The sequence below is a fragment of the Pseudomonas sp. p106 genome (assembly GCF_003936645.1).
Classification (GTDB): domain Bacteria; phylum Pseudomonadota; class Gammaproteobacteria; order Pseudomonadales; family Pseudomonadaceae; genus Aquipseudomonas; species Aquipseudomonas putida_E.
This window is the reverse complement of the sequence record NZ_RHQR01000009.1, coordinates 93,033-103,983: the sequence shown is the minus strand read 5'-3', so window position 1 is coordinate 103,983 and position 10,951 is coordinate 93,033. Positions and strand designations below refer to the sequence as shown.

Below are 10,951 nucleotides of genomic sequence, written 5' to 3'. Positions count from 1 at the left end.
TCATGAGCCCCGATGCGCAATACTTCGCCGACCTGTATGCCAACAATGACGACCCCTGGGCGTTTCGCACCCGTTGGTACGAGCGCCGCAAGCGCGACCTGCTGATGGCCAGCCTGCCACGCCAGTGCTACCAGCGGGTGTTCGAGCCCGCCTGCGCCAATGGCGAGCTGAGCGCCGCGTTGGCGGAGCGCTGTGCCGAGTTGCTGTGCCATGACCTTGACCCTAAGGCAGTGGCACTGGCTCGCCAGCGCCTGGCGGGGTTGCCCAATGCTACCGTCGTCGCTGGGCGCTTGCCGGCGGACTGGCCTGGTGGCAGCTTCGACCTGATCGTGCTCAGTGAAGTGGGTTACTACCTGAACGCTACCGACTGGTTGCAGGTGATCGAGCAGTCGGTAGCGAGCCTGACCTATGACGGCGGGCTGTTGGCCTGCCACTGGCGCCATCCGATTGCTGGGTGCCCACAGGATGGACGTGAAGTGCATCAGTTGTTGGCCAAGCACGTGCCGTTATACCCGGTGTTTCGCCATGAAGAGGCGGATTTCCTGTTGGAATACTGGTCATGCCAGCCCAGCGTGGTCGACCTGGACGAGACATGCCCATGATTGCTGTCGTCATTCCCGCCCATAACGAAGCGCGTCGCCTGGGCCGCTGCCTCAAGGCCATGGCAGCGGCGGTGGCCTTGGCCAGGCAGGCAGGCCATCAGGTCGAGGTACTGGTGGTGCTGGACCGTTGTCGTGATGCCAGTGCCGCTGTGGCCAAGCGTTTCGGTGTGCGCACGCTGGCAGTGGAGGCTGGCAGTGTCGGCATGGCCCGCCGCCTAGGCGCGGCGCTGATGCTGGACCGTGGCGCCCGCTGGCTGGCCTGTACCGATGCCGATAGCCAGGTGCCCTCGCACTGGCTGCTCTGGCAACTGGCCTGCAGTGCAGAGGTGGTCTGTGGCACGGTGCATATCGAGCACTGGCAGCCTTGGCAACGCGCGGCGATGCGCAAGCTGTACCGCAGCGGATACCAGGCATGCGAAGGCCATCGGCATATTCATGGTGCCAACCTGGGTGTCTGTGCCCGCGCTTATGAGCGTGTGGGGGGCTTTCAACCGCTGCCGGCGCATGAGGACGTGCAGCTGGTACGCGACCTGGAGGCTAGCGGCGCACAGATCGTATGGACAGCCAAGCACAGTGTGGCAACCAGCAGTCGACGCGACAGCCGGGCTCGGGAAGGGTTTGGGGATTTTCTGGCGGGTCTGCAGGTTCGTCTGGACGGGTGATGGCATGGTGTATCAGTGTTATCGAGATCGAGCACCGCGCCGGCGGCGCTCGATCTCAACGACGCCACAATATTCTACGCAAGCGCCCCGCCCCATACAGTCATGAAGCCTTACGCGTACGCTTGCCAGGCTTCTTCTCGGCAGGCGCTTTCTTCGCAGCCTTGCCGCCCAGGCTGCGCTTGAGCAGTTCGGTGAGGTCGATGATATCGGCGCTTTTCTCGGCTTCGCCCCCTTCGCCCTTGTCCACCACGCTGATCTTGCCTTTGCTGGCCTTTTCTTCCACCAGGTCCATGATGGTCTGGCGGAACGCATCATGGTACTCATCCGGAGCCCACGAGCCGCTCATGTCCTCGACCAGCCGCTTGGCCATGTCCAGTTCGCGCTTGTCGAGCTTGGTGTCGGTCACGCTTTTGTCCAGCTCAAGCGTCTCCAGCCCGCGCACCTCTTCCGGCCAGCGCAAGGTGATCATCACCAACGCGTCGTCCAGCGGCCGCAACAATGCCAGGTGCTGGCGTGTATGCAGCACCACCGTGGCCAACGCCACCTTGCCAGTGCTCTCCAGTGTTTCACGCAGCAACGCATAAACTTTGCCGCCGCGACGATCAGGGCTTAGATAATACGGTGTATCCAAGTGCTGCAAGGGGATCTCGCTGGCAGCGACGAACGAGAAGATATCGATGGTCTGGGTCGCTTCGGGCCGGGCCTTGCGGATCTCTTCCTCGCTGATCACCACATAACGACCTTTCTCATGCTCCACACCTTTGACGATGTTGTCCTTGTCGATTTCCTTGCCGGTCACCTTGTTGATCCGTTTATAACCCACCGGCTCCATGCTGCGTTTGTCCAGCCAGTCGAAATCCACACGCTCGGTGCGCACTGCCGTGTTGAGCGAGACCGGGATATGCACCAGGCCGAAACTGATCGCGCCTTTCCAGATTGCCCTGGCCATGGCGTGCCTCCTATGGTTGCAGGGAATGGCCCGGCTGGCAGTAGCGCAAGGCGCCACAGCGTTCGCAAAGCTGGCATTGCAGCCCGGGCACTTCGGTTTGGGTCATGGCGCGCCAGTGGCAGCCACGCAGCAGACAGACAAAGGTCATCAGCCACCTCCTTGGCCCGGAAATATCGGGCGCTTACCTGAAATGACTGCACGGCGCGCTGAAGGTTTAGCCCAAATGCCCTACGGCTGTCGAAACTACAGTGGCTTGATCGTCATGGCTGATCAGGGTTCGATGGCGAAAAGCACGCGCTTGAACGCCTCGGCGGCCAGATGTACCTGCACAGACCAGTCCTGGGCCGCATCGCTGCCGGCATCATCGGAAATGTATTTCAGGCAAACGAACGGAATGCCTTCATTACGGGCGATCAGCGCCAGAACGTACGCTTCCATGTCGACGATGTCGTATGGAGCATCGCCGTGGCTGACCTCAAAGCTGTCGCCGCTGCCGCAGATGCCCAGCGGCAACCCTTCTATTGGCTGGCCATGCTCAAGCAGCACCGGAATATCCGACAGCGGCGTCTCATAGCGGGCGAAGCCCAGCGCAGTGACATCCATGTCGCGTTGCACGAAGCGCGTACAGCACACCACCTCACCCTTGCCGTATCGCTGGCTGCCCGCCGAGCCGAGGTTGACGATCAGTTTGGGCCGCTGCCGCTCAACCGCCTTGGTCAGGGCGATGGCAGCATTGACCTTGCCGATGCCGGTGAAAACGGTATTGACGTCGGCGAATACCGTGCCGGCTTCCGCCTCCAGGGCGAATACGAACAGGGTGTCGGCCAACGTAATGTCGGGGAATTGCTGGGTCAGCATCATGGCGCAGGGCGTTCCAAATGGCTTGCAAAGGGCGCTGCCATTGTCGGTGAACGCTAACTGATTGCAAGCCCCACCGTGGTGGCAAGTTGCAATAGCGCGTCATGCACTGCGGTTGACAGTCAGCGCCACTGCGGCAATACGCTCGACTTGTTCATAACCTGGCTGCAGCAATTGTTCACCGAATACGTCCGGGTCGACCTCGCGGTACACCCAGGCCCATTCGGGCCCCGCCAGGCGCAGGCGAATGGCCTCGAGCAATGGATCACGACCTTCGACAATCGCCACGCCGGTGTACAGCAGCAGTGACCCGCCAGGGCTCAGGCGCTCGCGCGCCTGTTCGATGATGCGCAACGACAGATCGGCGCCCAGAGTATCGCCACCGTGGCGATACGTGCGCTGGCCATGATCGAGCATGTAGGGTGGGTTGGCCACGATGAGGTCGAAATTGCCACTGACCCCGGCAAGCAAGTCACTGTGCGCAATGGACACATTGCTCACCCCCGCCAGCGCAGCATTGATCGCGGTATAGCGCAGTGCCAGAGGATTAATGTCCACGGCGCTGACCTGGGCATGTTGCGCCGCGCGGGCGATCAGCAAGGCACCGACGCCGCTGCCGCAACCAATGTCCACAGCGTGTTCGACCCGTACCGGGCTGCGTTGTAGATGGTCATGGATGACCTGGGCGAAGCGATAGCTGTCGGGGCCGAAGAACACCGCATCAGCAGCCTCGGTCGGGTAGGCGGAATGCACCAGCAGCAAATCGTCGAGGCTGGACCAGCGTACCTGGCTGCGCAGCAGTGCGCCGTCCTCGTACAGCACCTGCGCGGTGCTGAGCTGGTCCAGTTCGTCGGCGCTGATCAATGACGCCGGGAACGGGCGGCTCCAGCCGAATACGTCGCGCAGGTTGCCGGCCCGCTCTGCACCCTGGCGGGCGTTGTTGCATGCATGGGTGGCGGGCGTCACGCAGGTGAACTGGTAACCGTCAGCACGCAGGCGCCGGCCAAGTTGCAGCAAGGCTTCATCGGCCTGGGTTCGTTGCGGGTTGAGTATCATCAGTGCGGCCCCTCCTCGCCAAGACCTGTGGCATGCAGATACGCCCGAGTGGCGGACAAACCCTGCGGCAAGGCGTGCTGATTGCCCGCCATGCGCTCGATCAACGTTTCGATATCAACGCTTTCATGGCTTTCTTCAACACGCGGTTGCTGGTGCAGGGCAGCTTCCCAGCTGCCTGGCGGCACGCGACGCACTGCGCCCTGCCAGTCGCCGGCGATCCAGTCGTGCCACAGCTGCTTCTCGTAGGCATTGAAGACGCCGAACATGGGGGCGCCAGGCCCATCGATCAGCGACCACCAGCGGCTGTCGGCCGGATTCTGCCCGCGCTTGATCCAGCCCTGGGCCACAAGCGCCTGCAAAAATGCCGGTAGCGCAGCGGGTTCGGACAGCCATTGGTTGACCGTGCGCTGCTGCAATCGGCAGCGGTCAGCGTGCATGAACTGCCCGAACACGCGCTTGCGCTCCAAGGCAGCCAGCAATTGGGCCTCAAGGTCGAAGCCGCCGATTAGCGTGGGCGTGTCAATGCCAAGGTCATTGAGGCGGTAGCCATGCCTGACCCGACGGTAGAACACCTCGGCGTCCTGCGCCGGGCACAGTTGCTGCACCGCCTGGATGGCCTTGCTGGCATGGCCGCTGGCAGCATTGTCGATCGTCACGTGAAGCTGGAAATAATGACCGTCGATGCCGAGCTCGGCCAGCTCGTGGGTGGTGATCAGCAGGTGTAACGGTGGCTGCTCGTAACCCAGGTTGTAACCAATGACCTCAGGCAGAAACCACTCCGCGCAGCTGCCCAACGCCAGCTGTACTGCCCCTTGCAGGTAGCGCTCATCATCCAGAGGCATGCAATCCAAACAACCCAGCCTGCCCAGCAACCTCTGGTAGATAAGCACGTGGTTGCAATGCGGATCGCCGTCACCCAGCTCCTCAAGGTAGGTCCGGATCAGGCCGTGGTAGCGAGGGTCTTGCCAGCGGCGCAGGGCACCGTGAAGCCAGGCACCATCAACGACCTTGGTAGGCGCCACCTGTTGCAGGAACCACAAGGCGTGGGCGCGGTTGGCAAAATAACGGCGAGGCGCGCCTTGACGGCGCTGGGCCAGATAGGCGGCGTGCTCGGCGGCAACCTGTGCGGCGTGTCGTGCACTCCAGTCCTGTAGTTGACCAGGCGTGTCCGGCAGGTCATCGGTCATGGCGTTCGCCTTCGCGAACTGCTCGGCGAGCCACTGGCGCGCAGTGGTGTAGTCGCCGGACAACATCGCGTGGTAGCGGCTGCTCAATGGCCAATGCGCAGTCGGCGCCGGCGTCTTGGATGGGTTGTTGCGCATCAGAACCGTCATGCCTCGCTCCTCTCTTGACTATTGGCTCTGGCCTTCCCGTGGCATGGGCTCAGGGTCAGGTGCAGGCTGTGGCGCAGGCTTTTCGTCGGGTTGCTGCATTTGCAGCGAAGGTTTGCTCTGGTCTGCATCCTTGGCCGGATGCTCGGCGTCACGATCGAAACAACCGCCGAGCAGCGTCAGGCTGCTCAACAGAACGATGATGGCTTTAGTGCGCATGGGACGTCCTCTTTACCCGCTTAGTAATCGCGGTGCCGGAGGACCCGGCACCGCGTTCTCGTCACTTACGAGCGGCCGCCTTTTTGGCCCGACTCGCGGTCCTTGTGCATATCGGCATCCTTGCGGCCCGACTCACGGTCTTGAGCCATGCCGCCGCCAGAGGACTGCCCGCCCTTGCGGCCAGCTTCGGAAGCTTTTTGCCGGTCGTTGGCGAAGTTGCCGGGGTTCTTGGTGCCACCCTGGCCGCCCTGGCTGCCGGTGCGGCTGTTATCTTTGTTAGCCATGGTCTGAAACCTCATATGACTGCTGGATGCACGGCAAGCGCCGTACATAGGTTCGGAGTTCGGTGATATCGAGGGATTCGTTTTATCGCCAGGCGTTCGGACCGGCGGCGTTAAATAACCGGAGGCGATGTATTTTGTGCGCTAGCCGATTGCGTGACGCGGCTATCCAGCAGCCGCTGCCGCCGCCCCAGCCAACCACCCGTCAGGGCCCAGCCCAGAGCGATCGCGGCCCCTAGCAACATCGCCAGTTGCGGATGGTCACCCAGCACATCCAGGGCTCTTTTGACCCACCCGCTCAAGGCATCGCCGCCACGGTAAACCACGGTATCGATGAAGTTCTTGGCTTTGTATTTGTCTTCGGCGGGCAATACGGTGAACAACATTTCCCGCCCCGGCCGCACCAAGGCATATTCGCCTGCGCGGCGCACTACCATCACCACCACGAACACCGCAAATACCGGGGCCAGGGCCAGCCAGACGAAGCCTGCTGCCATCACCAGCGGCACTGCCACCAGCAACACCCCTACCCCCATGCGTTTGGCCAGCCGACCGGTGATGAACACCTGGGTGAGGATGGCCAGGGCCTGAACGACCGTATCGATCAGGCCAAATACCTGAGTCTGACGAGTACGGTCGGTGAACGTTTCGCTGACGATGCGCGCCTGCTCGAAATACAGAAAGGTACTGACACTGGCCAACAGCACCACGAACAGGGCAATACCCAAAAGGTACGGCGAACGCATTACAGCGGTTGCGCCCGCGAACGGGTTACCCCCCAGTGACCGCGACGCTGGCTGCTCGCTCAGCGCAGGCATTGGGTGGCAATCACGCCAGCGCTGCAGGTACGCGGCAGCGGCAATGCTGCCCAGTAAAAACATGGCGGCCAGCGAAACCAGCCCGGCGTGCCCCAGCGGGGCGACCAACAGCGTACCCAGTAACGGCCCGCTCAAGCCGCCCAGGCTGGCCCCGGCTGCCAGCAGCCCGAACAGGCGCTTGCCTTGCTCGGTTGAGAACAGGTCGGTCAGGACGCTCCAGGCCAGTGAGATGGTCAGCAGGTTGAACACCGACAACCAGATGTAAAACGCCCGCGCATTCCACAAGTCGTCTGGTTTGCTGGCAAACAGCAGTGCAAACAGCAGCAGGTTGCTGGCAAAAAAACCATAGGTCCAAGGCAGGATATGCCGCCGGCGCACCTTGGAGGCCAGCCAGCCGAACAGCGGCAGGCAGCTCAGCGTAGCGATGAAGGTGCCGGTGAACAGCCATTGCAGGTTGTCCACGCCCCCTGCCACGCCCATGGTCTCGCGCACCGGGCGCAGCATGAAGTAACCGGTGAACAGCAGGTAGAACAACGCCAGACCGCCGGCCACAGCCGGCCCCTCGCCGGGCTGGATGTTCAACCCTTGGTCCAGCCCCTTGCGCCAGTTGGCCATGGTGTCAGGCGAACTGCTCGATCAGCGCTTTCTGCTGCGCCTGGGTGAACAAAGGCTCGTGGCCGGCCTTAAGCTGATCGAGTTGGCGGTCAGGACGGCCGGTTGCCGGGATGACCGTTGTAACAGCCAGATGGCTAAAGGCGAACTTGAGGAACACCTGGGCCCAACTGCTGACTCCCGCTTCTGCGGCCCAGGCAGGCAGTGGCTGGTCCTTGACCTTGGCGAACAGACGGCCGTCATCGAATGCGCGGTTGATCAGCACCGCCACGCCCTTGTCCTGGCACAACGGCAACAACTCACTTGCCGCTTGCGGCGCGTTGACCGAATAGTTGATCTGGATGAAGTCCAGCGGTTCGCTGCGCACCAGGCGGGCGACTTCGTCATGGCCGCTGTTCAGGTAATGGGTAATGCCTATGTAGCGGGTCTTGCCCTGCTGCTTGAGTTCGCGGGCATAGGGCAACTGTGTCTTCCAGTCTCGCAGGTTGTGGATCTGCAGCAGGTCGACCTTGTCAGTGCGCAGGCTTTTCAGGGTACCCGCCCATTGTGCCTCGGCGTCGGCCCGGCTGTCGGCCGCGATTTTGGTGGCGATGAAGCACTGCTGGTGCCAGCCCCCCTCCTCCAGCAACTGGCCAAGAATACGGTCTGCCCCGCCATAGTTGGGCGAGGTGTCGATGACTTTGCCGCCGCCCTCGAAAAACGCCTTCAGTACGGCCTTCAGCTGCTGGTAATCGGCCGAGCCGGCCTCGACTTCGAAACTGCCGGAGGTACCTGCGCCAATGACCGGCAAGGCCTCGCCTGTGGACGGCACCTTGCGGGTCAGCAAGCCAGTGCTGGGCGCAGCCCGCAACCAAGGGCTGCAGGCCAACAGCCCCAAAGCCGCGCTGGCGCGTAGGACATCGCGACGTGCATACATGGCAAAGCTCCCGTCATAAGTCGGAAACTTTCAAGGCTAGTCGCCCTACCCCCCGATTGCAGGTGATTCTGTTTCTGGATGTTTAGTGTTCAGGCCTTCAGCAGAAGGCTCAGGTCCAGGCCGACGTCGGTCATCGGTGGGCACCAGTAGTAACCACCCGTCAGCGGCCGGCTGAAGCGGTACAGGCCATCGATAATGCCGTCTTCCAGCCCGCTCATACGCCGCAGTTGCACTTCGAAGGCATCGAAGCTTCGGCCCAAAGCGACAAACGCCAGGCCTGCGCCACGGTGGTCGGCCCAGGACACGGAGCGACGCACCATGAATGCCTCAGGTGCGAAGCTTTCCTGGGCAGTGCGCTTGACGTGGGCTGAGGCTGGCGCATCGTCGAGCTCTTCGTTATCGCTCAGGCGACGGCCCATGATGTTGTCCTGGTCTGCCTGGGGCAGCGACTTGAAGTACCCCAGGTCATGCTTCCACAACTGGAAAGCGGCAAAACTGGAGCCCGCCAGGCCCGGCTGCTCGCCCGCGACAATCGCCGCGTCGACGGCATCCTGATCAACCGGGTTTTCAGTACCGTCCTCGTAACCAGTCAGGTCATGGCCGCCACGGTGCAGGAAGCCGTCGATGCTGTCGGTCAGGCGCAGTGCCGGTGCCAAGGCCTGCTCCAACGCCTGGGCCTGCAGCAGCAGGTCACCACGCTCGTTGCCACGCAGCCACAGCCACAAGGCATGCTGGGTGCTCGGGTTTTCCACCGCTGCATCCAACTGAGGGAATGCGCGCAGGCCAGGCACTTCACGGCCCAAGGCCTTTGCCAGAGGCGCGCCTACCCCCACGATCAGGCGCTGGCCATCCACATGGGGCAGCAGCGCATCCAGGGCTGCTGGCAGTGCCTCGGGCGATTGTAGCGTGAAGAACAGGTGGCGGGCTTGGGCCGGCACCGGGGTGGCAAGCAGACCTTGCTGGAACGGCATGACAGGCGAATCCTCGGTAAAAGCGCGAATGCTACTGCGCGCAGCGGCCCGTCGCAACGCGCGATGCAGTCACTTTGCCAGCTGGCATCGTGGCGCTGCCGTAACAAAAGGTTACCAAGTGGTGGCTCATTGCAATTAGCGATCGTTCAGGCCGAGCCTAGACTGGCTGGATCCCTTGCCCGAGTAGCCGCCATGACCGCCTCGCCCTTGCTTACCGCCTTCCTGCCTTTGGCCCTGGGCATCATCATGCTTGGCCTGGGTTTGTCGCTCACATTGGCCGACTTCGCTCGCGTGGTGAAGTACCCAAAGCCGGTGGTCATCGGCCTGGCCTGCCAGATTCTTCTACTGCCGCTGGTGTGTTTCCTGATCGCCAACGGTCTTGGGCTGGAAGCGGCCCTGGCGGTCGGCCTGATGCTGCTGGCCGCGTCCCCGGGCGGCACCACCGCCAACCTGTTCAGCCACCTGGCCCATGGTGACGTGGCCTTGAATATTACCCTCACCGCGGTCAACTCCCTGATCGCCATCCTGACCATGCCGTTGCTGGTCAACCTGTCGCTGATGTGGTTCATGGCGTCAGACCAGGCCATCCCGCTGCAATTTGCCAAGGTCATGCAGGTGTTCGCCATCGTCCTGCTGCCGGTTGCCCTGGGCATGATGATCCGCCGCTGGGCGCCAGGCTTTGCCTCACGCATGGAAAAGCCCATGAAACTGGTGGCAGCACTGTTTCTGGCATTCACCATTGTGCTGGCCCTGGCCAAGGATTGGCAGACCGTGGTTGCGTACGCCCCGGTGGTTGGCCTGGCTGCATTGCTGTTCAACGTGATCAGCCTGGCCGTCGGCTACTGGGTGCCGCGCCTGTTGAGCATTCCCAAGCGCCAGGCCATTGCCATCGGCATGGAGATCGGTATCCACAATGGCACACTGGCGATCGCCGTCGCCTTGAGCCCATCGCTGCTGAACAACGCCACCATGGCGGTGCCAGCGGCGCTCTATAGTCTGATCATGTTTTTCACGGCGGCGGGGTTTGGCTGGTGGGTCAGCCGTGGGCATGGCGCAGTGCAGGGCGAAACTGTGAATTGACGCCTTCAGCGGCGATTGCGCCGAGCCTGTAACTGGCGTTTGAGCACCTTGAGGGGAGGTGCGTAGAAAAAGCCGAACGACACGCTGCCCGTGCGCCCCTTGACCGCATGGTGCAGGCGATGGGCACGATGCAGGCGCTTGAGGTAGCGGTTGATCGGCCGCGGCTTGCGCGGCCAATGCCGATGGAAGAACCCGTCGTGGGCCAGCACGTACAATATTCCGTAACTCGCCACACCGCCGCCCACCCACTGCAACGGTGCGTGCCCGGCCTTGCCCAGGGCCACCAATACCGCAGCGATGATACCCAGGGCCAGCAGATAGAGGTCGTTGGTTTCCAGCATGCCCAGCTGGGGCTCATGGTGCGAACGGTGCAGCCACCAGCCCCAGCCATGCATGATGTACTTGTGTGCCAGCGTGCCGACACCTTCCATGGCCACCAGAGTGCCGATCAGCACAACAAAATTGAGCAGCATGTAACGGTCCGGGGGATGATTAAAAGTGGCGCAAGGGTAACGAGTACCGGTGTTTTTTTCCATGCGGCCGTGACTTGCTGTAGGGCATTTCCTTATGAAGCCATTGTCATGTTTTCGCCCTTG

At 62.3% G+C, this 10,951-nt stretch carries 14 protein-coding genes; 3 read left to right on the top strand and 11 right to left on the bottom strand.

The window, feature by feature from the left end; genetic code table 11:
* Window positions 1–2 precede the first annotated feature (2 nt).
* Window positions 3–602: a bifunctional 2-polyprenyl-6-hydroxyphenol methylase/3-demethylubiquinol 3-O-methyltransferase UbiG gene (locus tag EGJ09_RS13640; protein WP_125924140.1), complete on the top strand. Its 600-nt coding sequence runs from the start codon at window positions 3–5 to the stop codon at window positions 600–602.
* The gene (locus EGJ09_RS13635) at window positions 599–1,264 is read left to right on the top strand and encodes a glycosyltransferase family 2 protein (protein ID WP_125924139.1); all 666 of its coding nucleotides are present in this window, start codon (window positions 599–601) and stop codon (window positions 1,262–1,264) included. The genes EGJ09_RS13640 and EGJ09_RS13635 overlap by 4 nt, the downstream gene beginning before the upstream one ends.
* A gap of 100 nt (window positions 1,265–1,364) precedes the next feature.
* On the opposite strand, the gene EGJ09_RS13630 is transcribed toward EGJ09_RS13635, so the two are convergent.
* From EGJ09_RS13630 to EGJ09_RS13590, 10 genes are all read right to left on the bottom strand, one after another.
* Window positions 1,365–2,213 (bottom strand): Ku protein, encoded by an 849-nt coding sequence (locus EGJ09_RS13630; protein ID WP_125924138.1) that lies wholly within the window; start codon window positions 2,211–2,213, stop codon window positions 1,365–1,367.
* Between the two features lie 10 nt (window positions 2,214–2,223).
* The gene (locus EGJ09_RS26565) at window positions 2,224–2,361 is read right to left on the bottom strand and encodes a PSPA7_2676 family Cys-rich small protein (protein ID WP_168216574.1); all 138 of its coding nucleotides are present in this window, start codon (window positions 2,359–2,361) and stop codon (window positions 2,224–2,226) included.
* Window positions 2,362–2,483: 122 nt separating this feature from the next.
* Entirely contained in the window at window positions 2,484–3,074 is a 591-nt protein-coding gene (locus tag EGJ09_RS13625; RefSeq protein ID WP_125924137.1) for a nucleosidase, read from the bottom strand.
* A 99-nt stretch (window positions 3,075–3,173) separates the two neighbouring features.
* A complete protein-coding gene (locus EGJ09_RS13620) occupies window positions 3,174–4,127 on the bottom strand; it encodes a class I SAM-dependent methyltransferase (protein WP_125924136.1) in 954 nt (317 codons plus the stop codon).
* Window positions 4,127–5,461, bottom strand: a complete 1,335-nt coding sequence (locus tag EGJ09_RS13615; RefSeq protein WP_371928082.1) for an iron-containing redox enzyme family protein — start codon at window positions 5,459–5,461, stop codon at window positions 4,127–4,129. Before EGJ09_RS13615 ends, EGJ09_RS13620 begins: the two co-directional genes overlap by 1 nt.
* Window positions 5,462–5,479: 18 nt before the next feature.
* Window positions 5,480–5,677 carry a hypothetical protein gene (locus EGJ09_RS13610; RefSeq protein WP_046786198.1) on the bottom strand — a complete coding sequence of 66 codons (198 nt, stop codon included), beginning with the start codon at window positions 5,675–5,677 and terminating at the stop codon, window positions 5,480–5,482.
* 65 nt (window positions 5,678–5,742) lie between these two features.
* A complete protein-coding gene (locus tag EGJ09_RS13605) occupies window positions 5,743–5,961 on the bottom strand; it encodes a general stress protein (RefSeq protein ID WP_012314511.1) in 219 nt (72 codons plus the stop codon).
* Between the two features lie 110 nt (window positions 5,962–6,071).
* Complete coding sequence (locus EGJ09_RS13600) at window positions 6,072–7,391, bottom strand: NTP/NDP exchange transporter (protein WP_125924135.1); 1,320 nt, start codon at window positions 7,389–7,391, stop codon at window positions 6,072–6,074.
* A gap of 4 nt (window positions 7,392–7,395) precedes the next feature.
* Window positions 7,396–8,304 (bottom strand): aldo/keto reductase, encoded by a 909-nt coding sequence (locus tag EGJ09_RS13595; RefSeq protein ID WP_125924134.1) that lies wholly within the window; start codon window positions 8,302–8,304, stop codon window positions 7,396–7,398.
* A gap of 89 nt (window positions 8,305–8,393) precedes the next feature.
* Window positions 8,394–9,275: a Dyp-type peroxidase gene (locus EGJ09_RS13590; RefSeq protein ID WP_115274781.1), complete on the bottom strand. Its 882-nt coding sequence runs from the start codon at window positions 9,273–9,275 to the stop codon at window positions 8,394–8,396.
* Between the two features lie 192 nt (window positions 9,276–9,467).
* Between EGJ09_RS13590 and EGJ09_RS13585 the strand changes: the two genes are divergently transcribed.
* A complete protein-coding gene (locus EGJ09_RS13585; RefSeq protein WP_119687035.1) occupies window positions 9,468–10,355 on the top strand; it encodes a bile acid:sodium symporter family protein in 888 nt (295 codons plus the stop codon).
* Window positions 10,356–10,360: 5 nt separating this feature from the next.
* Here EGJ09_RS13585 and EGJ09_RS13580 read toward each other — a convergent pair whose 3' ends face one another.
* Window positions 10,361–10,828, bottom strand: a complete 468-nt coding sequence (locus EGJ09_RS13580) for a sterol desaturase family protein (RefSeq protein WP_125924133.1) — start codon at window positions 10,826–10,828, stop codon at window positions 10,361–10,363.
* Window positions 10,829–10,951 lie beyond the last annotated feature (123 nt).

Bases quoted from the DNA above. Each gene is read 5' to 3' on its own strand.
- EGJ09_RS13610 (WP_046786198.1), bottom strand. From the start codon at position 5,677: ATGCGCACTAAAGCCATCATCGTTCTGTTGAGCAGCCTGACGCTGCTC.
- EGJ09_RS13585 (WP_119687035.1), top strand. From the start codon at position 9,468: ATGACCGCCTCGCCCTTGCTTACCGCCTTCCTGCCTTTGGCCCTGGGC.
- EGJ09_RS26565 (WP_168216574.1), bottom strand. From the start codon at position 2,361: ATGACCTTTGTCTGTCTGCTGCGTGGCTGCCACTGGCGCGCCATGACC.
- EGJ09_RS13615 (WP_371928082.1), bottom strand. From the start codon at position 5,461: ATGACGGTTCTGATGCGCAACAACCCATCCAAGACGCCGGCGCCGACT.
- EGJ09_RS13640 (WP_125924140.1), top strand. From the start codon at position 3: ATGAGCCCCGATGCGCAATACTTCGCCGACCTGTATGCCAACAATGAC.
- EGJ09_RS13590 (WP_115274781.1), bottom strand. From the start codon at position 9,275: ATGCCGTTCCAGCAAGGTCTGCTTGCCACCCCGGTGCCGGCCCAAGCC.
- EGJ09_RS13580 (WP_125924133.1), bottom strand. From the start codon at position 10,828: ATGCTGCTCAATTTTGTTGTGCTGATCGGCACTCTGGTGGCCATGGAA.
- EGJ09_RS13635 (WP_125924139.1), top strand. From the start codon at position 599: ATGATTGCTGTCGTCATTCCCGCCCATAACGAAGCGCGTCGCCTGGGC.
- EGJ09_RS13625 (WP_125924137.1), bottom strand. From the start codon at position 3,074: ATGATGCTGACCCAGCAATTCCCCGACATTACGTTGGCCGACACCCTG.
- EGJ09_RS13605 (WP_012314511.1), bottom strand. From the start codon at position 5,961: ATGGCTAACAAAGATAACAGCCGCACCGGCAGCCAGGGCGGCCAGGGT.
- EGJ09_RS13630 (WP_125924138.1), bottom strand. From the start codon at position 2,213: ATGGCCAGGGCAATCTGGAAAGGCGCGATCAGTTTCGGCCTGGTGCAT.
- EGJ09_RS13595 (WP_125924134.1), bottom strand. From the start codon at position 8,304: ATGTATGCACGTCGCGATGTCCTACGCGCCAGCGCGGCTTTGGGGCTG.
- EGJ09_RS13600 (WP_125924135.1), bottom strand. From the start codon at position 7,391: ATGGCCAACTGGCGCAAGGGGCTGGACCAAGGGTTGAACATCCAGCCC.
- EGJ09_RS13620 (WP_125924136.1), bottom strand. From the start codon at position 4,127: ATGATACTCAACCCGCAACGAACCCAGGCCGATGAAGCCTTGCTGCAA.